Source organism: Butyrivibrio sp. WCD3002, from assembly GCF_000424265.1.
Taxonomy (GTDB): domain Bacteria; phylum Bacillota; class Clostridia; order Lachnospirales; family Lachnospiraceae; genus Butyrivibrio.
Window position 1 is genome coordinate 15,491 of the sequence record NZ_AUJO01000027.1, and the last position, 23,646, is coordinate 39,136.

At 37.9% G+C, this 23,646-nt stretch carries 22 protein-coding genes; all 22 read right to left on the reverse strand.

The annotated features are described in order from the left end of the window. Positions 1-21: 21 nt before the first annotated feature. The gene (locus G608_RS21525; protein WP_051209428.1) at positions 22-936 is read right to left on the reverse strand and encodes a hypothetical protein; all 915 of its coding nucleotides are present in this window, start codon (positions 934-936) and stop codon (positions 22-24) included. A gap of 177 nt (positions 937-1,113) precedes the next feature. Further along, complete coding sequence (locus G608_RS23685; RefSeq protein WP_026496807.1) at positions 1,114-1,293, reverse strand: hypothetical protein; 180 nt, start codon at positions 1,291-1,293, stop codon at positions 1,114-1,116. Positions 1,294-1,365: 72 nt separating this feature from the next. Next, positions 1,366-1,998, reverse strand: a complete 633-nt coding sequence (locus tag G608_RS0115735; protein WP_026496808.1) for a flavin reductase family protein — start codon at positions 1,996-1,998, stop codon at positions 1,366-1,368. A gap of 110 nt (positions 1,999-2,108) precedes the next feature. Further along, positions 2,109-3,116, reverse strand: a complete 1,008-nt coding sequence (locus G608_RS0115740) for a glycosyltransferase (RefSeq protein ID WP_196810223.1) — start codon at positions 3,114-3,116, stop codon at positions 2,109-2,111. A 73-nt stretch (positions 3,117-3,189) separates the two neighbouring features. Beyond that, positions 3,190-4,257 carry a CDP-glucose 4,6-dehydratase gene (rfbG, locus tag G608_RS0115745; protein WP_051209430.1) on the reverse strand — a complete coding sequence of 356 codons (1,068 nt, stop codon included), beginning with the start codon at positions 4,255-4,257 and terminating at the stop codon, positions 3,190-3,192. Between the two features lie 44 nt (positions 4,258-4,301). Beyond that, entirely contained in the window at positions 4,302-5,636 is a 1,335-nt protein-coding gene (rfbH, locus tag G608_RS0115750; protein ID WP_026496811.1) for a lipopolysaccharide biosynthesis protein RfbH, read from the reverse strand. Between the two features lie 3 nt (positions 5,637-5,639). Continuing rightward, positions 5,640-6,407 carry a glucose-1-phosphate cytidylyltransferase gene (gene rfbF, locus G608_RS0115755; protein ID WP_026496812.1) on the reverse strand — a complete coding sequence of 256 codons (768 nt, stop codon included), beginning with the start codon at positions 6,405-6,407 and terminating at the stop codon, positions 5,640-5,642. A 54-nt stretch (positions 6,408-6,461) separates the two neighbouring features. Beyond that, positions 6,462-7,361 (reverse strand): NAD-dependent epimerase/dehydratase family protein, encoded by a 900-nt coding sequence (locus tag G608_RS0115760; RefSeq protein ID WP_026496813.1) that lies wholly within the window; start codon positions 7,359-7,361, stop codon positions 6,462-6,464. A 55-nt stretch (positions 7,362-7,416) separates the two neighbouring features. Next, on the reverse strand, positions 7,417-9,201 hold the full coding sequence (locus tag G608_RS0115765) for a thiamine pyrophosphate-binding protein (protein ID WP_026496814.1): 1,785 nt from the start codon (positions 9,199-9,201) through the stop codon (positions 7,417-7,419). Positions 9,202-9,240: 39 nt separating this feature from the next. Beyond that, positions 9,241-10,284, reverse strand: coding sequence for a 4-hydroxy-2-oxovalerate aldolase (dmpG, locus tag G608_RS0115770; RefSeq protein ID WP_026496815.1), 1,044 nt, complete (start codon positions 10,282-10,284; stop codon positions 9,241-9,243). Beyond that, the gene (locus G608_RS0115775; RefSeq protein ID WP_035795927.1) at positions 10,281-11,156 is read right to left on the reverse strand and encodes an acetaldehyde dehydrogenase (acetylating); all 876 of its coding nucleotides are present in this window, start codon (positions 11,154-11,156) and stop codon (positions 10,281-10,283) included. The genes dmpG and G608_RS0115775 overlap by 4 nt, the downstream gene beginning before the upstream one ends. Before the next feature lie 360 nt (positions 11,157-11,516). After that, complete coding sequence (locus G608_RS0115780) at positions 11,517-12,968, reverse strand: YfhO family protein (protein ID WP_026496817.1); 1,452 nt, start codon at positions 12,966-12,968, stop codon at positions 11,517-11,519. Next, complete coding sequence (locus G608_RS0115785) at positions 12,940-13,758, reverse strand: YfhO family protein (protein WP_026496818.1); 819 nt, start codon at positions 13,756-13,758, stop codon at positions 12,940-12,942. Before G608_RS0115785 ends, G608_RS0115780 begins: the two co-directional genes overlap by 29 nt. 244 nt (positions 13,759-14,002) lie before the next feature. Next, positions 14,003-14,788: an IS21-like element helper ATPase IstB gene (istB, locus tag G608_RS0115790; RefSeq protein ID WP_196810224.1), complete on the reverse strand. Its 786-nt coding sequence runs from the start codon at positions 14,786-14,788 to the stop codon at positions 14,003-14,005. Beyond that, positions 14,785-16,347: a DDE-type integrase/transposase/recombinase gene (locus G608_RS0115795; protein ID WP_196810225.1), complete on the reverse strand. Its 1,563-nt coding sequence runs from the start codon at positions 16,345-16,347 to the stop codon at positions 14,785-14,787. Before G608_RS0115795 ends, istB begins: the two co-directional genes overlap by 4 nt. Positions 16,348-16,618: 271 nt before the next feature. Continuing rightward, entirely contained in the window at positions 16,619-16,936 is a 318-nt protein-coding gene (locus G608_RS0115800; protein WP_026496821.1) for a hypothetical protein, read from the reverse strand. 43 nt (positions 16,937-16,979) lie between these two features. Then, complete coding sequence (locus tag G608_RS21530) at positions 16,980-17,525, reverse strand: GNAT family N-acetyltransferase (RefSeq protein WP_051209432.1); 546 nt, start codon at positions 17,523-17,525, stop codon at positions 16,980-16,982. 17 nt (positions 17,526-17,542) lie between these two features. Further along, positions 17,543-18,127: a dTDP-4-dehydrorhamnose 3,5-epimerase gene (rfbC, locus tag G608_RS0115810; protein ID WP_026496822.1), complete on the reverse strand. Its 585-nt coding sequence runs from the start codon at positions 18,125-18,127 to the stop codon at positions 17,543-17,545. 21 nt (positions 18,128-18,148) lie between these two features. Beyond that, positions 18,149-19,291 (reverse strand): acyltransferase family protein, encoded by a 1,143-nt coding sequence (locus G608_RS0115815; RefSeq protein ID WP_196810226.1) that lies wholly within the window; start codon positions 19,289-19,291, stop codon positions 18,149-18,151. Between the two features lie 98 nt (positions 19,292-19,389). Then, positions 19,390-21,042, reverse strand: a complete 1,653-nt coding sequence (locus G608_RS0115820; protein ID WP_026496824.1) for a glycosyltransferase — start codon at positions 21,040-21,042, stop codon at positions 19,390-19,392. After that, complete coding sequence (locus tag G608_RS0115825; RefSeq protein ID WP_026496825.1) at positions 21,029-22,840, reverse strand: glycosyltransferase; 1,812 nt, start codon at positions 22,838-22,840, stop codon at positions 21,029-21,031. The genes G608_RS0115820 and G608_RS0115825 overlap by 14 nt, the downstream gene beginning before the upstream one ends. Positions 22,841-22,899: 59 nt before the next feature. Continuing rightward, a complete protein-coding gene (locus G608_RS0115830; protein WP_026496826.1) occupies positions 22,900-23,634 on the reverse strand; it encodes an ABC transporter ATP-binding protein in 735 nt (244 codons plus the stop codon). Positions 23,635-23,646 lie beyond the last annotated feature (12 nt).

Consider the following 23,646-nt stretch of genomic DNA (forward strand, 5'->3'; position numbering starts at 1 on the left):
CATTGTTCTCTTGAATTTATATTATCCGCAAATCTCCTTAAGACTCTGGCCAAAAGCTTTTTCAGTCATATTCATTCTCCTGGCAGCTTCCTTAATGTCAATCAGCCCATCATTAACCAAGGCGCATAAAGTTTCAAGACTTCCTTCGGCTCTTCCTTCGGCTCTTCCTTCGGCTCTTCCCTCGGCTCTTCCTTCTTCTATAGCTTTCGCTCTTTCTACTTCAACTTCTTTTTCAATCTCATCTTTCATGAGTTCTCTTAAAGCCTCACACATAGTTCCTTCTCTCCTTATCTGCTCATACAACATAAAATTCGCCTGTACGCTTGCCTGCAAAACAGCATCTGTATTCTGCCTGTCTATAGGCATGGTAAGTTCTGCAGTCTCTTCTATAAACCTTCGAACATCCTCTTTATCTGCATTATCCGTAAGTACCCTTAAAGCAGAGTAATCCTCAGGAGATACCTGCCTTGTTACAACAATCTGCAACGGAATATTAATTATCCCATTAATGTAATAGATTCCCTGATGTGGATTATCTACACAAGCCCCGATCTGCGAAAGCATACTCATCAATTCGCGAGGATACGCATTTCTAAATAATGATATACTCATCGAATCATTTGGGATCTCATTCACAGAATTACCCAAAGCCTTGTAAATACAAGCATAACCAACAGTCTTATACAAAGTATCTATAGTGAGCGCATCTCCCGGAGCCTTATATTCAACTATGTTATGTTCCCGAAAAATCCAACCTATTGGTTTCTTAATTCTGATATCATCTGACTTCTTGATAATGAGCATATCCATCTTCAGCGGTTCCTTGGAAAGCTGATGCTCACTCTCAAACTCCAAATGATTACGGTCATCCTTGAGCTCGTACTCTATCGCGCCATAGAACGCAGGATGCCACTTGACCTTTTTGTTTTCTTCCATAATGCAATCTTCCCTTTAATTATAATTTATATATATTCATAAAGCATTATGGAACATCTGTTCGAAAAACACAAGTTCGAATATACGTCAATTTATCTCTTAACTTCCAATAGTTTTACCACTCAAAAAAAGATGCCCTGCTGACAGGCTCAATTTGCCTACCAGTAGGGCTTATAATTATCCAAATAGAAATTCGTCAAGATCTTCTAAGGCTTCTCGAAGTTCAGGGTTCCTTTCCTGATTTATATAGCGTTCCAGCTGTAACGCTTCCCATTCTTCAGGCTCACACTCCATGGTGTAAGAGAGATCAACTAAATCCCACAGGAACTTGCTTTTCTTAGTATTTTTGTGTGTCATACAGTTTTCTGGGCTTTTTCGCCTAAATTTTCAATTGAGTTTCAAAATTTACTGGAAGTTAAGAGTAATTCCTCATCTTATCAGCTTCTCGAAATCAGCCTTGGGATGTTTGCAGATAGGGCAAATGAAGTCATCGGGAAGTTCTTCTCCAACCCACTCATAGCCACAGATCCGGCAGCGCCATACTGTCTCACCCTTAGGAGTTGTACCAACTGCTTCCGGCTTTGGCTTAATATCACTTTGATAATACTCATAGGTGCAGGATGCGGTATCAGATAAAACTGTCATAAATGTGGGCTCACAGATGAAAAGTGTATGGGAGCCAAGGTCAACCTCCTGCTCAACCTTAAGAGAGAAATATGCATTTGTGCCACTGGTAATATAGGGCACGCCATTCTCAGCTATGGCATAATTGGAGGCATCGTAGTCTGCTCCGAACTTATCAGCATCTCTTCCTGACTGGAATCCAAAATGCTTGAACAGATCAAAGCCTGCGTCCTTACTGATGGCAGATACATTGCAAACACCGGTATCTTTTATCATGTCATGGGTGAAGTTCGCTTTGTTCACAGCAATAGAAATACGATTAGGTTCTGATGCCACCTGAATAGCGGTGTTGATAATACAGCCATTTTTCTTATCACCACGCACTGCAGTACAAACAAATAATCCGTAAGATAACTTATACATAGCCTTTATGTTCATTTCTGCCATTTTGGAGCCCTCCTTATTAGTTGATTATCTTAATAAGCTTTTCGCCTATTTTTTCTATTATATCATTTAAGGATCATAAATCCTTACGTTAATGGAGAAATCTATCTTTTTCCAAGTCGGAATACCCTGAGAAATGCTCCATCAAGATGAAAACGCCTAAGCTTCATATAAATAAATATGGCCCTTGCCACACTACTTCTCTCTCCTTCAGGTCCTTTAAAAGTAATTAGCCTGTTTCGCTCAATCCCAGGCATCTTGTCATTAAGCCACCTGAACACTTCATCTCTGTAACCGATAAGAGCCTTAGCATCCGTTCCCTTCGCTGCATATAAGATGTGAAAAATACCTGTCTTTAGCATGAAATACTCAAATTGCTCATCTCTCATCCACTTATCAGCTCCATCCATTCTGACCAGTGCATCAAAGAGCGTCAAAATATGGGACTCTTCACTGACAGCCCTATGAACCGTATTGGAAACAGAGCTCTCATTTATCACCCATTGATATCCAACATAATCTGTATAGGAAACCTTCTGTGCACGGGAATAACTTAACACATTGAAATATATATCCTCTCCAAGAGGTACCGGTAAAAATCTGATATTCTCCCTCTCAATAAAATCCCGTCGATAGATTTTACCCCAAGGAGTAATATTCATAAAACGGCACCACTCGTTATTTGTTAGTTCCACATGCTCTTTGACTTCACCTGAAACAATAATATGCTCATAACCCGAAATAACTATGTCACTGCCATCATCCTCGGCAACACCGAGCAGTTTCTCGATATAGTCTTCTTTAACCCTATCATCCTGATCCATGAAAACTAGATAGTCCCCGGTAGCCTCTTCTATTCCACGATTACGAGCTCCGCCCTGTCCTGTGTTCTGCTGCCTGATAAGCCTAAATACTATTCCATCTGTGCCATTTTCATAAACAAAAGAATTAGTATACTCTTCTATAACAATAGCAGAATCATCAGAAGATCCATCATCAATCATAATCACTTCCAAATTCTGATAAGTCTGAGATTGTAACTCACGAAAAATGTTCTCTATGTAGTTTTGCCCATTGTAAACTGGTATTATTACTGAAACTATTTTCCTCACATTTATCCCTGATCTAATGTTTTGTATTATTCTCAGAAATTATTATAGCGCTGTGATTATCACAGCGCCACAATTATCCAATAAAGCTCTCTATCTGTCCCTTTGTAAACTCCATCATATCTTTACCATCATTCCAAGCCTTATACCACTCAACAGTCTCGCGTATAGCATCCTCGACATGCCATACAGGTTCCCAACCAAAGGTCTCACGAGCCTTAGAGCAGTCAAGCTTAAGGAAGCTTGCTTCGTGAGGAGCATTTGCCTCGGCCATATTTTTCCAGTTTGCAGGCTCTCCCCAGTACTTAACAAAGAAATCAGCAAGATCACCTGTATTTATACAGTCCTCATCACGGGGACCTATGTTGTAATAGTCTGCGTACTTCTTATCAAAAGCCTGTTCCATGGCAATCATCAGATATGCTGCAAGTGGCTCAAGTACATGCTGGTAAGGTCTTGTTGAATAGGGATTACGGACAATGATGCTCTCTCCCTTTATGGTTGCGCGAACACAATCAGGGACAATTCGGTCATTTGCGAAATCACCACCACCAATTACGTTACCGGCTCTTGCTGTCGAAATGGCAGGTGAAACATCCTCAGAGAAAAATGACTTCTTATAAGAATGAGTCACAAGCTCAGAGCAGCTCTTGGAATTTGAATAGGGATCGTAGCCATCAAGCTTCTCATCTTCTTTAAAACCGTGATTTTCAAGATCATTATTCTCGTACACCTTGTCCGTTGTCACATTCAGAAAACTTACAGCACCGGGATGTTTTCTAAGGCACTCTAATATATTCACTGTTCCCATCACATTGGTTTCATATGTATAACGAGGATCCTTGTAGGAATCACGAACAATAGGTTGCGCGGCAAGGTGAAGCACAACATCAGGATCAGCTTCCTCATAAGCTTTCTCAAGTGCCTCAAAATCCCTGACATCCCCTATGATAGAATGCATCTGGTCTGACAATCCAAGTATTCCAAAAAGACTGGGGTCAGTGTTAGGTGCCAGTGAGTATCCATAAACCTCAGCCCCCATCATACTTAGCATCACAGAAAGCCAGCTCCCTTTAAAGCCTGTATGCCCTGTAAGAAATACTCTCTTACCATTATAAAAATTCTTCATCTTGGCAAAATCCATAAAAGTAATTCCTCTCATGATCAGATAATACTGAACGAATCACATCACGAAACAGCCTCAAGAATTATCTTTGCCATATATGAAAGCTTCTCATCTGTCATTCCGGGATATACACCAACCCAGAAACTATTAGCCATAATCTTGTCGGTGTTGGCAAGATCGCCGACTACACGGTAGCCTTCACCTGCCGCACGCATTTCATCAAAGCAAGGATGCTTTGTGAGATTTCCTGCAAAGAGCATTCTTGTCTGTATGCCGTGACTCTCTACATAATCAACAACCTTATTTCTGTCAACTCCATCTTTACAAGTCATGATAAAGCCAAACCAACTGGGATCTGAATTTTCCGTAGCAACAGGAAGTACCAGCTTATCCTCAGCACCGCCCTTAATAAGAAGATCCTTAAGGAACTTAAAGTTATATTTTCTTCTCTCAACAAAACCAGGGAACTTATCAAGCTGTGCACAGCCAACAGAAGCCTGAAGGTCTGTAGCCTTAAGGTTATATCCAAAGTGTGAATATACATACTTATGATCATAACCAAGAGGAAGCTCTCCATACTGCTTGTCAAATCTATGTCCACAAAGATTATCGCAGCCGGAAGGACATACGCAATCACGTCCCCAGTCACGGAATGATCTTGCAATCTTATTAAGAAGTGCATTATCAGTATAAACAGCTCCACCTTCACCCATTGTCATGTGGTGCGGAGGATAGAAGCTGCTAGTTCCGATATCACCGATTGTACCTGTGAATTTCCATACACCGTCAATCTCATACTGTGAACCAAGGGCGTCACAGTTATCCTCAACGAGCCACAGATTATGCCTATCGCAGAACTCCTTAACTCCCTTGAGATCAAACGGATTACCAAGTGTATGTGCTATCATAACAGCCTTGGTTTTATCAGAAAGAGCCTTCTCAAGCTCATTAACATCGATATTGTATCCGGGAATAGTAACGTCAACGAAAACGGGTACAGCACCATACTGGATGATAGGCGTTACAGTTGTGGGGAATCCTGCTGCCACAGTAATAACCTCGTCACCACGATTTACCCTTCTATCTCCAAGAAGCGGTGAAGTTAGTGTCATAAACGCCACAAGGTTAGCTGATGAACCAGAGTTAACAAGTGAACAATACTTAACCCCAAGATACTTAGCAAGCTTAGCCTCGAACTCATCTGTATATCTTCCTGATGTAAGCCAGAACTCAAGAGCGCTGTCTACAAGGTTAACCATTTCCTTCTCATCATATACACGTGATGCGTATGAAATGCGGTCACCCTCTTTAAAATCCTTTTTCTGATTGTGATAATTTCTGGCATAATCTGCTACCAGATCAAGTATCTGTTTCTTTGCTTCTTCCTGTGCACTCATAAATTACCACCTCTTCCAGGGTGCCTCTCCGCTCTCCCATAGTTCTTCAAGTCTTACCTTCTCTCTCTGGGTATCCATACACTGCCAGAAGCCGGTATGCTTAAATCCCATAAGCTGTCCTTCAGCAGCAAGTCTCCTCATGGGTTCCTGCTCAAGAATCGTTTCATCTCCCTCAAGATAGTCAAATATTTCGGGATTTAATATCATATACCCGCCGTTAATGAAAGCGCCATCCTTATTATCTTTTTCCCGGAAGGCTGTAATCCTGCCATCAATGACATCAAGTACACCCTTTTGCTGTGCAATGCTAACCATTGTAATGGTAGCTATCTTTCCATGACTCTCATGGTATTCTTTAAGCGCATTAAGATTCACATCACAGACGCCATCACCATAAGTGAGCATAAAAGGTTCATTCCCTATGTAATCTTTCACTCTCCTTACACGACCGCCTGTCATAGTATCAATGCCGGTATCTATAACTGTTACCTTCCACTTCTCAGAATTATTGTTGTGAACTGTCATGTTATTGGTAGACAAATCGAACGAGACATCAGAATTATGTAAGAAATAATCCGCAAAATACTCCTTTATTACATACTGCTTATAGCCAGCTAATATAATAAATTCGTCATATCCATATGATGAATAATACTTCATTATATGCCACAAGATAGGTTGTTCACCAAGCTCAATCATCGGCTTAGGCTTATACTGTGACTCCTCAGATATTCTTGTTCCATAACCACCTGCTAAGATTACCACTTTCATTGTGACTTCTCCTATAGATTAATCTGGTTTTTACTAGTACCTCGCCTTATCAATTTAATTACAAAACTCTATCATCTTCCTAATGCCTTCTTCAAACTTGATCTTCGGTTCAAACCCAACAGCTTCGAATGTCTTACTGGCATCAACCTCTAACCCTTGAAGTTTTCTTCCGTCATCAGAAGCAAATTCTGCCTTGGCGTCAGGTCCATAAACCTCCATCATCTTCAAAATATATTCTCGTAATGGTCTGGATTTGCTATCTGCAATCGGATATTCCCCTGGTTTTACTTTAATTTTTCCAAGACTATAAAATATATCTCCCGCATCAGATTCATACAGATAATTCCATGGCTGGGTTCCGGCAGAAAACTTAACCACCTCACCCCTTCGGAAAGAATCTATAGCTTTTTTCAGCATTGTCCACTCATTATCATGGGGACCATAAACACTAAATATCCTTCCCCATACATGTTCCATACCCTTTTCTTCACACAGCTTCCTACTGAGAATACAGGAAGCATACTTAGCAATTCCATAAGAAATCACCGGTGCAAATCTGGTATTATCATTTATTAGCCCATCAACTATGCCATACTCTGCCTGGGATCCGGCACCTACAAATCTGCGACACCCAATCCTACTTGCCAGTTCTACAGCATCCAATGTATATCTGATATTCTTCTCATGAATCCTGGCATCATCTCTTTCTTCTTTACTTGTTCCAGCCCAGGCAAAATGATAAAACACTTCACAATCATCAGGAATACCATCTATATCTGTTAAATTATCCAGTGAACCAACAATCGAATGCACATAATCATGTTCCACAAGTCTGCTTTTTCTACTGGTATTCGGTCTGACTATAGCGTACACTTCAGTACCATCCGCAATTGCAGAATCTATCAGTGCTGTACCAATCATACTTGTCGCACCTGAAACAACAATCTTTTTCATTAAGTACCGCCTTTAAAATACAAACCTGATCACATATCTTCAGCAGACATTCTAATTACTTCTCAGCTATCATATTTTCCGCATATTCCTCTCTTGAAAGGAACGGGAACATGTCTGAGTATTCATGCGCCACCAATCTGCCATCCGGCATTTTCTCAGATGTAATCCTGGGGATAAGTCTTTGCCATTCCGGTGTCATAACCTCACAGATAACCGGTCCTTTTGTCACGAATACCTGCTTTACTTTCTCCTCTATCTCATCAACACTTTCTATACGGACAAAAGGCATCTCGTACGCATTTGCTATCTTCTCAAGATCCGGACACCATACGCCTGAATCCGGTCCTTCTCCTACAAATCTGTCATCCATAAAATTTCGCTGTGTAGTACGAATGAGCAGATATCCGTTGTTATTGAGCACAAATGTTTTTATGGGCATATTGTTGTGATGGATAGGCGCAAACTCCTGAATATTCATCTGGAGACTTCCGTCACCTGTAATGATAATCGTCTCATCACCACCATTGGCAACACATGCTCCGATACCTGCACACCAGTAACCCATTGAAGAAAGTCCTCCGGTTGTAAGGAACTGCTGCCCCTTCTTTACCTTCCATGTTTGGCAAGCCACATGGAAGCATGATCCGGTATCTACGAGAATATTAGCGTTATCCGGAGCAAGCTCAGAAAGCTTATCGATAAAGTAATATGAATTAACAGGCTTCTCATCCTTATATTCAGGCTGTACTACCGGATACTTTTTCTTCCATGTATTACATTGCTCAACCCACTGTTCATATTCAGGAAGATTAACGCTATTTATCCGCTCTAAAAGAGCCTCAATAAATGCCTTACAATCTAGCTTCGCCTTCTCCTGTATCTTTACTCCGGGTTTCTTAAGCTCTTCTTCATCAATATCGATAACAATCTTGTATGCATTTTTACCAAACTGCTCAGGTGCATGGCCAACAAGCGAAGATGCCAGTCTGCATCCAAGCGAAATTATAACGTCTGCATTCTGAATCCCAAAATTTGCTGAACGTTCGCCATAGTTACCTGGTCTTCCTACATAAAACCTGCTATCTGACTCAATCAAATCTATTCCCAAACGTGCTGTAATAACCGGAATCTTTGTTTTCTCAACAAGCTCTCTGAAAATCTCTCTTGAACCGGAAAGGGACACTCCCTGCCCTGCAAGAAAAACGGGTCTTTTAGCAGACTGCAGCTTTTTAATTGCGGAATCTATCGTCTTGTCTAAAAGATATCCGTCACTATAATCATCAGGTTCAGGCTTTTTTATCTGCTCATCTAACGAAACTTCTGCTCTCTGTATATCTAATGGAACATCAACCCAGACGGGTCCGGGTCTTCCTGTAGTTGCTGCCAGATATGCCGATTCAAGATAATAGGTTAACTTCTTTACATCATCAATAGTGATGAAATATTTTACATTTCCTTCCACCAGCGATCTGATATTAATTCCCTGAACACCAAACTGTCGAATATTAGTCTTATCCTCATACTGTACAAATGAGAGATTAGCCTGACCGGAAATTACTATCATAGGCGCAGAGTCCGTATATCCACCTACAACACCATTAAGAGCATTAACACTTCCGGGGCCTGCAGTTACAAGTGCAATTGCAGGCTTATTTTTTATTCGTCCATAAGCATCTGCACTCATTGCACATGCCTGTTCATGATGATGACAAATAATTTTGTAATTCTTATTCCTACCTACGGCATCATCCAGGTACATAGCCTGTCCACCGGTAACCATAAAAACAGAATCTATACCCTTCCTATTATAGTAATCGAAAATATACTCAGAAACATTCATTATCGAACTCTCCTATTGTCCATCAACCCCAAAGAATTACTATGATAACGACTCCAACATATATGATTCTGTGTCAGACTTTATAGGATTAGCCAGTTGCTCCGCAACCTCCACTATCATATCCTCCTGACCGCCTACTACTTTTCTCTTACCAAGTTCCATCATGATATCTCTCGGATCAACATTAAACTCCTTAGCAGCATTAAGTACGTGAATTTTAAAAGCTGAAAAAATACCTGCCATACCACTTACTATACTTATATCTGTAAGAGCTCTGTCTTCAGGCATAATTGGCTTAACGATTTCTTTACTTACATCAAAAAGCCTATAAAGATCATGATTAAGTTCATATCCTTCTTTCTGTAACAGCGCTGAAAGGGCTTCAAGCTGTACATTTCCGGCACCGGCACCAAAGCCTCTTAACGTACCATCAATTATTGATGCGCCTTCCTTGATAGCTATATATGCATTGGATATTGCTAGTCCCAAATTATTATGAGGGTGGAATCCAACCTTGATATCAAGGCAATCCGCAAGCGTAGCAATAGTCCGTTTTACCATCTCCGGTGTAGATGCACCAGCACTATCCATCAGGATTACGCCATTTGCACCATAGGTTTGCATCTTTTGGGCTTCCTCAAGTATTTTCTCAGTAGAAGCCATGTGATACATCATTAGTATTCCGTAAACTTCTAACCCTTTATTTCTTACAAACTCTATGTGCTGTCTTGTTGTATCCGCTTCCGTACAATGACAGCCAATCTTAAAAAGATCAACACCATACTCGATAGCCGGTTCGATGTTATCCTTGATCGTACCAAATCCGGGTATTAAGTATGCACCAAGCTTCGTATGTTTAAGATTCTCCCTGGCCGTTGTCAACATCTCTTCCTCTGAAAGAAGAGAAAGTCCTACCTGAAGCGACGATGCACCAAGTCCATTTCCATGACCAACAACAATAGTATACATACCCGCATCATCCATAGCACGGCAATACGATGTTATAGTCTCTTTTGTAAGTTGATGTTTTATCGCATGTGAACCATCTCGTAACGTTGCATCGAAAAATCTAATTCTACTCACTTTAGTAATTTCTCCCTTGCAAAGTTCTCTGCTATTTCAACTGCTGCACAAGTGATTATATCCAGATTACCCGCGTACGGCGGTAGATAATCACCGGATCCTGTTACTTGAATACTTGTAGTCACCCTGCCATTTTCATAAACAGGTCCAACTATTACTTTATACCCTGGCACATACTTTCTTATTTTCTGCTCCATTTCATGTACGGCTTTTGTTATTTTATCCATGTCAGGATCATCAATAAGCGCATACACCGTATTGTGCATTTTTATCGGAGGTTCCGCCGGATTTAGCACTATAATAGCTTTTGTGTTCTTTACTCCCGAGAGTTCGATAAGAGCTTCCTTGGTTACCTGTGTAAACTCGTCAATATTATTTCTTGTTCCTGGTCCTGCTGATTTAGAGGCTATCGTAGATACCGTTTCCAGATATTTAATATCAGCAACTGATGCAAGCGCACAGGCAATAGGGACTGTTGCCTGGCCTCCACAAGTTATCAGATTGACATTATCCTGCTTCATAGCCTCATCAAGATTTACTAATGGCACACAGAACTTGCCCACATGTGCAGGTGTCAGATCCAACGTATATTTTCCCAGTTCCTTAAGAATAGGTGCATTCATTGAATGAACTTTTGCTGATGTAGCATCGAATACAATGTCACAGCAGTCCGGGTGCTCCTGAATATACCTGATTGAATCATAGGTCGTCGGCACTCCCAGCTCTTTGGCGAACTCTATTCCTCTTGAGTCCGGATTGTGACCTGCAAAGATACCACATTCCAAACAATCTGATTTCTGCACCTTCATAAGCAGATCAGATCCGATATTTCCAGTCCCAATAATTCCAACTTTTACCGTTTTATTAATCATATTAACCATTCTAATACTTATTATGCTATTACAGATATTATGATCATAAAAGACAGGGTGTTCCTATCTTCAAGACTCTCATTAATCTTCCATTTCGCATTCTATTAGTGTATCTTTTTAAATCATATTGGGAAAAAATGATATAAATAATAAAGCGAAACATTCAACGCTAATACAATTAGTCACAGTATACATTCCCTCATATATTAAATTTTACCATTACTCTAGAATGCCCACCACTATAAAGTATGGTCGACTCCATTAAGCCAAAGTGATAGCATTTTCGATGTCAAATAAATATCTAATGTTACCCAGACACTATCTGTACTAAAAAGCTTTAAACTTCGCTTAATAAAGTAGTTATCTTTTCATATTAATTTTCATGACTACAGCAGAAAACATGAAAATCATCAACAATATTTTAGCAAATAATATATATTTTACCGAATCGAACCATGAAGTATATGGATATTCAAAAGTAATGTTATGATTTCCCTCAGTTATTTTGGCACCAATAAATCCTTCATTGACTTTAATCAGTGGTGACTCTTTGCCGTCAATCATAATCTTCCACTTTGAATCCCATGGAATTGATGTGGCCATAATTCCATCTGTGTTAGATGAAATGCTACCGATAATTTTGTGCCTGTCAACGCTTTCAACTTTCATGCCATTTGCTTGAAGTTTATCAACACAATTCTGTATCTGCTCATAATACCTATTCTTGTCATATCTATAAATATTCAGGCATTTCACAATAGGAAGAAGACTGTTATCGTATGTAATACTTATATTATTAGTATTGGCACAAACCTCTATTGGAGTTTCTGCCTCTAATAATTTCATTTTCCCGAAATCAGTGCCATCGCCCCAATACTCTACAATAAAATCCGGTACAACAACATCATCCTCCATTTCCAATTGCAAAACAGAAACGTTTTTTTCTGAAGGTTGTATGTTAATACATCCCTGACTCTGCTTTAAATCAATTTGTTCTGTCTCTTGTATTTCAACTTTTTCAAGATCATTAGCCGTGAACCTCTTTAAACCGTTGTCTTCATCTTCCAAAACTACTCCCTGAAGTATCGATCTATTTCGCTCTAGAATTGTCATCTGATCAAAGTCTTTTTTCGAAATATATGAGTCGTAAACGTAAGCCAAAGGAAGGCATAATTGGTTGTAATATACATTTTCTTCGCCAAAACTGTCTAGGCGCTCTAAGCCATATTCGTATAGAGGCTGGTCTTTCATAATGGAGTATTTAACGCCAAGCAAAGCATTTGCATAAATATTCCCACCAGTACCCATCTGTTTTTTGCCTTCAACTTCCGGTAAACCTAAGGACCTGCAAAAGCTTATTATTTCATTTGATATTCCAAGTCCGCCAATATAGCTCTCTAATCCATTATAATTGCCAATATAAGAACCACACCAACAACTAGGACTGGGGCACCGACTCTCTATTCTGTACCATGAATTGTCAGCCTTAGTTACAACCAAGCTACCATTGTCATATTCTGCAACTATTTCGTCGTTTGTATAAGTTTGCCTATCATTAATAACATTCCATGACACAGTTATACTCTCTATACATAGCATTGCAAAAAGGACATAACAGAATTTTTTATTTCTCCTAATAAAATATGCGTTAATAATTACACAATATGCTATTATAAAAAACAAACTGATCAACCAATCAATTATTCTTGCCACACTCTTTTCTAAGAGCATTTTAAACATAATCAGAACAAAAATGGTAAATGTAGCATTTATTACAAATAAACTACCTTTTTTTAATTCTATTTTTTTCAACGTTATATAGAAAAATGCTGATATTTAACAAAAATACAATAGATATCCAAAATGATGACATTTTATACATCATTTCAGAAAAAGAAAAACCATTAAATACTATGTTTATTATTGGTATACAAATATAAGCTATAGACAACATGTATAACAGTCCAAAAAGTATTTTATTTTTTCTGTCCAAATTATAAAAAGCTACAGGAACAAGTAGAAGAACAATAATTCCACAATACAATGCTGGGCCACCAATAAGATTGCTTGTACCGATAAAATCCGTATGAATCCCACCTATAGTCTGACCTATAGTTCTTCTGAATGCATCCTCTAAGTAAGACAGCTGTATTCCTTCATACCATTTGGGCAACATCAAAAGAAAATTACTATAATTGTCATTGAATCTTGTAGATGCAAAAATCTCATCAAATTTACCAAGTATAAAAAATGATGAAGAAAAAATCAGTACTAGAGCTGAACCAAATAAAATTTTAACTTTGATTTTTTTGAGATGGACTAATCTAAAGACTAAATATATAAGCAAAACCGTTCCGTATACCAAAGTAAAATACAGACCTACTTCGCTATACATAACTAACATTGCCAAAATAAAAAAAAGAAGATTGAATATAGAAAGGTTATTCAATAACCTTTCTATCAAATAAAAATTCAGTGCTATAAGCAATGCTATATTAGGATAAACATTCCATGCAGCTCTTGTTGTCAGCATAGCATTGAATTCATATCCAAGAACAGGAATCATCTTTTTAACACCACTTATTCCGACAATCCCTAACATAAGGTAAACGAGATATCCTGAAAGTACTATCTTCAGTACAATACTTATTCCCATGAGATATGTGTAAATGTCAAGCAGATTTTTACATCGTTAGGTAATGTCTTTTTTACATTGTACGGTAAGCAGTTTTTTACATCGTATGGTAAGGAGATTTTTATACTGTAAGGTAAGCAGTTCTTTGCTTTGTTAGGTAAGAACTTCTTTACATAAACCTTATACCTGCACTGTCAGGTAATGCACCTTATCAACTGAATAAATCAGGATGCTTGAGCCTGTATGATTCTCCCCTAAAGGAATAGCAGTTAGCATGGTGGAGAATCCGATCAAGTAAAGCTGTTGTGAGAACAGGGTCTCCCATCATCTCAGCCCAGTCAGTTATCTCCTTGTTGGTTGTGAAGATGATGGATGAGGTTTCGTAGGTATCACTCACAAACGTGAAGAACCGGTTTGCCTGGCTTCGGCTGATAGGTGTGTATCCAATCTCATCAATAATTATCAGCTGAGCCTTTTTGAGATTTTTAAGTCTGAAACCGGCAGTTCTTTCTGTTTCAGCATTATCAAGGATTTTTACCAGGTTGACCATCTTTTCAAAGCAGACTGTATAGCCACTATTGATGGCATGAAGTCCTATCCCTGTTGCAACCATGGTCTTTCCAAGGCCCGGAGGTCCTGCAAAAACCAGGTTACCTCCGTTATCCAGCCATGAAAGATCTTTGAGTTTATCTATCTGTGCCTGTGTGATGCCTGATTCAAGTTCCTCAGGATCAAACTCCTCCAATGGATGTATGTTTGGCGGAAAGTGTGCTGCAGAATAGTTTCTCTTTCTTCTGCGCTCATTCCTTCCAACAACCTCAGTTTCAAGAACCGATAGTAGAAACTCTTTATTGGAGGCTCCCTCCAGATCTGCTGTTTCCAACAGATCCGGAAGTACCTTTGCTGCATGTTTTAATGTAAACGTCTGTAGCAGGGATGTAAGCCTGTCAATGCTGATGCGATCATTTCCTATATTTCTCATGACCTGCCTGTTCATACGACCGCCTCCTCGACCGAACGATTAACACGTTCATTAAAGGCTTTGCCGTATACTTCAAGGTTTTTGTATTCAACAGCATCTGAGTTCAGTGATGCTTTGAAGCCTTCTGTGGTGGTCAGGCTCTTCCCTGCTTTGGTGTACTCGTAGACCACTTTGAACTGCGAGAACTGATATCTGAAGTTGTTACAACATATCTTCATGACTTCGGCCACAAGGGTTCTGTCAGGATTCTCTGCATTAAGGAACTGCTCTATGGCACCAAGCTGCTTGCTTATGTGGCGAGGATTCTCTTTCTTGATGCCATTGATGAAGTGCTGGAAATCATAACAGTTCCACTGCTTTCGGAGCCTCTCCATGATGTCAATCCAGTCACCGGACTCACCTTTCCTGTGTTCTGGGAGCTGATTGTAACTGCCTTTCCGCTCACTAAGAAGATGTGTACATAAATGGTTAAGGTTCTCATCATATATATGGATCTCCCCTGATGTGACCTTGTATTTAAGCCTGCTGTACGCGAATTCCCTTGGCACGGAGTATCGACAGGATCTGTATAGCACGTAGGGCATTCCCTTGCATTCGGTAGAGAAGAAGCTGTTTGGTGATGTCTCATAAACAGACGGAAGCATTGGGCCAAGTGAACCCTGTTCTATCTCTTTGAACACCTGGAATGGTACATGCAGAGTTGTCCTGTGAATACGCTTGTTCTTGCGATCAAGCCATCCCGGAAGAGAACGCCATACATCATCTATACAAGTGATGTTACGGGCACTGAAGAAGTTTTTCTTCACAAATCCCACAGAGTTCTCAATGGGACCCTTACTCTCCGGATCAGCCTTGTTGCATACCCACAGCTTCAAATCCTGTTCTGTACAGAAGTCTTCGAAGACTCTTGTCTTGATTACTTCGCCATAGGTTTCACTGGCGACAAAAACAGCGTCCTGATCAATAACAAGAACTGAAGGGCGACCGCCAAGCTTACAGAAGGCTCTGTAAATGGCCTGGCAGGCTTCTAAGGCATTATACTTATGGTCCTGAGCATAGACGCACAGTAAACGGCTGTATCGCAGCAGAAGACATATAAAGTGTATCGCGTGCTTCTGGTCAAGAGTTTCCATGCCAAAATCGATCAGCATCTGCTCTCCGGGAGGAGTGTCAAATACATGATCATAGATGCGGCGATGTTCTTCACCAGTATCTATCTGTCCTGTGTCTCTCAGATAGTGCACATAGTTTCTGAGTGTCTGCTCATTGCCGGGAAGCTTATCATACTCCCCGTTTTCTATGAACTTCTCTTCCAGAAGATCATAGACGGATGACATACAGAAATCGTTGCCATCGTTTGCTTCAACCGTGGCGATGATAGTTGACCTGAAAGGCTCAACATCAAAGGCCTTGTCCTTGGCGAGTTTTTCGCCGGGATTTTCCGGTACCACATCCATGTTGAAATACTTGGCTATGGTAGGCCGGCTTGGAGGCTTGATACCCTGATCATTGTAGTAAGCAATGATCTCTGCCTGAGTATAGCCTCGCAGTTTCAGATCTTGAATTTCCTGCATTTGGTTTATCCCCAGCATTATTGGATCTCCTTTCATACCTTTATGAAATAAGTATAATAGGAATCCGCTGGCTTCTCCTTTCATTTACTCACCACATGCAGGAGTGATAAGTAGCGGAGTATGTAAAAAACTTCTTACCGTGCCTGTAAAAAAGTCCCTACCGGCACATGTAAAAAAGTGTTTACCGAGTAATGTAAAAAAGTGCTTACTGCAGTGTGTAAAAAACTGCTTACCGCAGGATGAAAAAACTCCTTACCATGTGATGGTAAATTCATCTTACCGCGCACAGATATGCGATATTTTTAGCGCCAAAAAGGGTTACCCAATTGGATAACCCTTTTATAACTGCATCCTCTACGCTTCCCAATCCTCTTAGGAATGTAAATCCCTCTTCAAATTCACCATTGGATATCCTATTTGCTGTGTGCACCAAATCTGGATAAGTCTGATATATACAATCACTGGCTATATCTCCAACAACAAAGTTTGTTACACCGCTAACATACTTCCAAAAAAGAATTATTGGTAATCCTATTATTGCTAATATAAAGAGACGCTCCATACGATTAGTTTTTTTTATAATCTTCATAAAACTCCCTTTCATCAGCTTCATATATCAATGAATTACTACATCATATGTCAAGGTCAATTTGCCTATAATCATTCTCAAATATAACCATTCTGTATGCATCATCATACTGGCCATCCGCACCAATTGCTTCACTTTCAAGGACATTCTCTACCCTGAATTTAGCATTTTCAAGTAATTGCTTCTCGTCATCATATCGTGTAAACACATATGAATAAACCTTATGCATGCCAAGTTCTTCGAAGGCGATAAACAGCAACTTCTTTATAGCCATTGTCTGACTTTCAGTATTCCATTCCTCATCATCACTAGTAAAAATACATAATTCACAACGTTTATTAATTCTATCAATATCTTTTAAATAAACTGTTGCGATTGGATACACTACTACACCGGTAAATTCTTCGATTCTCTCGACAATATACTGCTTGTATCGTCCGGTCTCTACTTGCTCATGAAAGAACTTCTTATTTGATTCCAAAGTAACAGGTACCCTATTGAAACAATGCATAGAAACATTGGGATTGTTTCTCCATTTTACAATAAGTGATCCATCTTCTTCAGTAATTGGTCTTAAATAGATTTTCATATGTATCCCCTTTACAATTAAAGCTCTATTCCACGTTCTGAACAATAGTCACGAAAGCTTGCATTCACCTTATCTTTATCAGACAGAATCAAATCTTCTTCTGTCATGCCTTTTGGAATTGGCCAGTTCACATTGATATCCGGGTCATTAAACATAAGGCCGCCCTCATCATTAGGATGATAGAAATCTGTAACCTTATAGCAAAACTCTGCATAATCGCTTACTACCATAAAGCCATGTGCAAATCCCTTGGGAACAAGGAACTGCTTTTTGTTCTCAGCTGAAAGCAATACTCCGTAGTGCTTTCCAAATGTAGGTGATCCCGCTCTAAGGTCTACTGCCACGTCAAATACTTCACCAACGATAACTCTTACTAACTTATCCTGGGGATGATTAATCTGAAAATGAAGACCTCTAAGAACACCCTTTTTACTAGCTGACTGGTTGTCCTGCACAAACTTGTAGTTTAATCCCTCAGCCTCCATATCTTTCTCATTATAAGTCTCCATGAAATATCCTCTGTCATCACCAAAAACAGAAGGAGTGATTACACAAAGTCCTTCAATTCCATTAACATTTTTCTCAACTGTTATTTTACCCATTTTTCAACTCCTACAATCTTTCTAAATATGTTTTTTAGATGTATTAGTAATACAACTAAATAGTTTCACACAACAACTATATATCATTTCCATAATATATGACAGTATAAGAGAACAAACAAATACTATTGGCACAAAAATAAAGAATGCTAATAATCTGCTTTTTAAATCCGTTGTATAATCAAGCATTATGGGATAAAACATATTCTGGAAAAATTCATTCGATAAGAATGCTCCCCAAATAAGCGAAGATGTTTTCTTGATTATTTTTCTATGAGAATTATTCACACCAGAAAAATCCAAATTCAAAACAAAACTAAATACTAAAACTGATAATACAACAATAAGTATTGACGGATAATTGCACCAATTTTCCAATATGAAAGTAGTCCCAATATTTCTCCAATAAGTATATACGCTTACAAAAAAAGTTATTATTAGAATAAGCATAGCATGTATTATTTTTGAAATTTTTAAATATCTTTCCCGAAGGTAAGCACCTATGAAATAATAAACGAACGGATACAACGACGTCCAATAATCTGTAATAATTTTGCTATACTCTGTATTTTTTGATGGCATTAACCACCAGCTTAAATCTTTAAAATTATACACATTAAGGACAGGTCCCAACGTTGATATAAATATTAGTGCTAGAATGAGAACCCGCTTTTCATATAACGTACAGTTTGCCCATATTTTATTAATAAAAGGTACTAGCAAGATGAACCCAAAATAGAACTCTATATACCAGGCATATCTAAAAGAAATCGTGTCCAGAACAATATCTATCGGTGTTTCTTTTGTAAAAAATACGTTGAATCTATATACTCCAACAACACCCCTTAGTATTGAAAACATTATGTAAATAATAAACGGCTTCAGTCTACTCGGAATATATCCTCTTGAAAATTCTGTCTTTTTTATTAGCAAATATCCAGATAGCATCATAAACAGCGGAACACAAGTCGTGTTAAATATCCGAATATAGGTCATTACAAACAAGCTTTTATTTGGCCACTCAAATATTTGCTGATAATAGCCATTCGCAAGAAAATAATGAACCGCAACAATAAATAATCCCGCTAAAATTCTTATAATATCAATATTGATTGATCTGTTTGAAATTTGAGCAGATTCATTTTCGATTTTACAGTCTATCATAAAATGTACCATACATAAAATTCATTTCAAATTATAACAATTTCCTGATGAATTATTAATTTATTCATCAGGAAATCTACATACAAATAATTATTCCATTACTCAGCATAATATAGTAATGAATCTTTTCTTCCAAATACTTTTCTACTATTAGATACTGCGATTCTTAATATAGCATTCTTCGGGTACTTCTCATACACCACATAACTTGAAGCATCATCAGATTCACACAGCAATTCGACACGATACTTTTTACCCTTTTGTACCGCAACAGTATCGAATTCAAACTCTGACCATTGATTATTTATTATCTTATTAAGATTAAGTTTGCTTTCAGCCAGTTTGTTTTCACCATCATAAAGTGAAATTGTCATATTTCCGTCAGAAACATCGTTCGCATAAGAAGTGAAAATAACATACATTCTGGAAACTCTATTTGTTTTAAATGTAACATCATAGGATAAGGGTTTTGAAAGTCTTTCAGATACCCCTATACATGAACTATCAACTGCTTGCACACTATTAGTTCCAGTCTTCCCTTGGCCTTTTAACAGATAAAGCATAATCAGATCATATACAAACTCTTTTTGAGACGTATCATTTCCAGGGTTCTTCAACGTCTCATGTAATAAATCAACAATCTGATCTTTCGCTGCATTCTCAGAATACTTTGAGACGAACGCATCTCTTGCATTTGCAGACATTTCCTTAATTTTTGCAGGATTTTTAAGCACAAAAATCATTTTATTTGCCAAGTCCGTATAATCTCCTCGATCTATAAGAAATCCATCCACACCATCGCAAATAATATTGTCAGGTCCACCACTTTTATACGAAACAGGAACAACACCATAAGACATTGCTTCAATAATTGTCAAACCAAACGATTCCAAATATGAAGGCTGAACCAGACACGTTGCAGAAGTATATGCTTTAGCAATATTTTTTGTCTTATTCTTAAGAACTACATTATCCTGCAAATCATTTTTCTTGATAAATTGCTCTATTTCTTTTTCATAGTCCGATTCATTTTTTCCATATAAATGAATCTCAAAATTATAGCCCTTATCTTTAACAATCTTAGCTGCTTTCAGTAAATCTATTATTCCCTTATTTTTTTCGAATGAATTAAGGCAAATAAAAGTATTGTCTCCGCCATTTGTTAATTCATTTGACGAAGGCAATGACCAGTTATTAATTACAACGCCTCTATTACCATCCAAAAAGTTTGCATAGTATTCTTTTGTCCAGCTCGAGCAAAAAATGACATTATTACATAACTCATAAACTACTCTGTCAAACATCAGCCTCATTCTTGAGTCATATTCATTCCCAAGTAAAAAAGGATCAAAAATACCATGAGCCCATGCTATAGTAGGAATTCCAGCTTCATAAGCAGCCATCACACCGCATAAGCTAACTTGTGTATTACTGATTAATACGTCAATATCACATTCCTGAATAATATCATAAATATCATTCTTAATTCTTACAGTAAGCGATGAAAATGAATTCTCAACATCTTCATTTAAGCAAATATATCCCGGCAATGTTTCTATGCTTTTATATTCTATTTCTTCACCACATAATTGCTCCAACGGGCGTCCTTCTGCTGTCGGAATAATCATTATTGGCTCAAAACAGTCGGTTTTTTTCAAAAGTTGAGCCATGTAATAGAGCATTCTTTCAGCTCCACCCAATGATCCAGTATGCGATAATAAACCTATTTTATAAATTTTATTTCCATTCATTGATAACAACCTCTATATTGTGAAGTACAATAGGAAGAACTGCATCAACTGTATGGTTCTTCATTACGTCCTCGTAGGCATTCTTCTTAACTCTATTTAATAGTTCAGAATCAGCTATTATTTCATTTATTTTATTAAACCATGCATCCTCTGTATTTTCTTCCAGCAAGAATCCATTATCATTGTCTTTCACAACATCTGTATAAGGCTTTACATTTGAGAAAATACAAGCAGCGCCCACTACTCCGCTTTCGATATACTTGTTATAACACTTTGACTGTGAAGTTCTAGAAGTATCAAGCGGAGCAACCAATAAATCTGGTTTTATTTCTGAAATTCTTTTTGCATATATTGAATATGACGAAAATGGCACAGTAATTATTTCTATACCTTTGAAATATTCCAATTGCTTTTCACTCATATTTCCAATCAGAGCAACAATGACATTATCATTTTTCTTAGCAACTTTTGCTAATGCTTTAAATGCAGTGTCATCATATCTCAGAGATCCGCTATATCCTATAACATATTTGCCCTTTTTATCTAATACGTCTTTCTCAGGAATAAAGAGGTCATTCTCCACACTAATTTTGGATTGAATAAATCTATGTGTATGAGCAAATTTTTCTAAATCTTGTTTTATAAAATCGTTGAAATACCAGACGCCATTACACTTAGTAACGACTTTCATAAAGTTATCATATTCCGGTCTTCCCTCAACAAAGATATCTCCATACTCAGGGAAATCCTTTGCGATTGAAAACCAGTTATCATCCAACATAAATAAAGAAGTAATATTTTGCCTATTGCAGTATTCAACCAGTTTAACAGCATTCTCACTTCTGGTTCTTGTAAATATTACCAAGTCATAATCAAGTAAATCTGTAGGTTGACATTCGCCATCCAGTTTCACATTAAAAGTTGCGAACCCTTCTCCTACTACTCTTTCGAGATAATTCATAAAAACAATTTGATTATGATGGTATTCCCAATAGCCACCCAAAATCATTATTTTATATTTCGGACCAGCTGTACTCTGCTTTCCGCAATTTAAAAGTTCAGCTACTTCTTCAGCTTCATAATCTTTCAAATCATTTACAAATTTTCTATTTATCTGTTCAACGCTCTCATCACTCGCGCCGCACCTGATAATATATCGTTCAACCAAATCTCTAGAAACTATTTTTTTAGATCTTCTATTATATTTTTTTCTAGGTGCGCCAAGATAACCAATGCATAAAAAATCTTCAATCCTGGAATTTCTTAAAGTCCATTCCCTAAAGAAGTCATCACATAAAAGCTTGTTTTCATTAAACGTATTGCTTAACAGATATGACTTACGTATAAAGAAATCATCTATAGCATAATAGTTTCCTGTCTGAAGCAAGCCATATCTATTCATATTACTAGGGATAACCACCTTATTTATCTCTCTCTGAATAAAGTTGATATTCCCAAGCTCATCTGATTTAGAATAATCATTAAAAATCTCTATTCTATTAGAAACATTATCCGTTCCAACTTGCCAAAAAGAAACAAATTCAGCTTCTATCTCTTCTAAAACAGTGTTATGTAATCCTGCTAGAGAATCTTGCTTCTCTACCATTACCTTTTTGACATTGTTTATCTTAGTTTCCAATAATTGCATTATAGGAAGAGTTTCCCATTTCTTATCATAGTAAACAAACACTAATTGAGCCGTTTTAACCTCTTCAAACGCCTCAACCATTGTTCCTAATTCATTGATACTGTCTTCTATTCTTCCTGTAAGTGCTATAACAATCGCTAACTCATTCATAATTTAGATCACATTCCAGTTATGTAAATAGCAAAATATCTTTTTGAAAATAACATAACTTATTTCATTGAATCCTCAATATACTTTCTAGTTATCTCTTCCGGTGCACCACTATCTATAACTTTTCCTGCTTCCATCCAAATACACTTATTACACATATCTACAGCCGACTGCATACTATGAGTTACCAATATCATTATCTTAGATGTGCTTACCATATTGTGTAATCTTGCATTTGCCTTCTCCAAGAATGCCGCATCTCCAGCAGCAATAATCTCATCAAGCAATAATATGTCTGGCTCTATAGATGTTGATATAGAAAAAGCCAATCTCACGAACATACCAGAAGAATAGTACTTTACCGGCATATTTAAATAATTACCCAATTCTGAGAACTCAGCAATCTCATCCATTTTAGCCTCTATCTCAGATGGTTTGAGTCCCAGCATAAGTCCTCTAAGTCGTATATTATTCCATCCAGACTGCTCCATCTCAAAACCGGTTGCAAGTTCAAACATACTAGAAATATTGCCATCTACTATCAAATTTCCACTTGTAGGCGGATATATTCCGGAAATCAATTTTAAAAGTGTACTCTTACCAGCTCCATTGTGCCCAATAATTGCAAGTCTATCTCCATCTTCCAAAGAAAATGATACATTATTAAGAGCATGAACCTTACCATCGTTAAAAGAACTGAATTTATTGCTCCCAGGAACCAAAATGTCCTTTATTCTCTTTTCATGCCATACATTAAAAATTAAATTTATATCTTCTAATTTTATCTGACTCATAAATTTACCTAG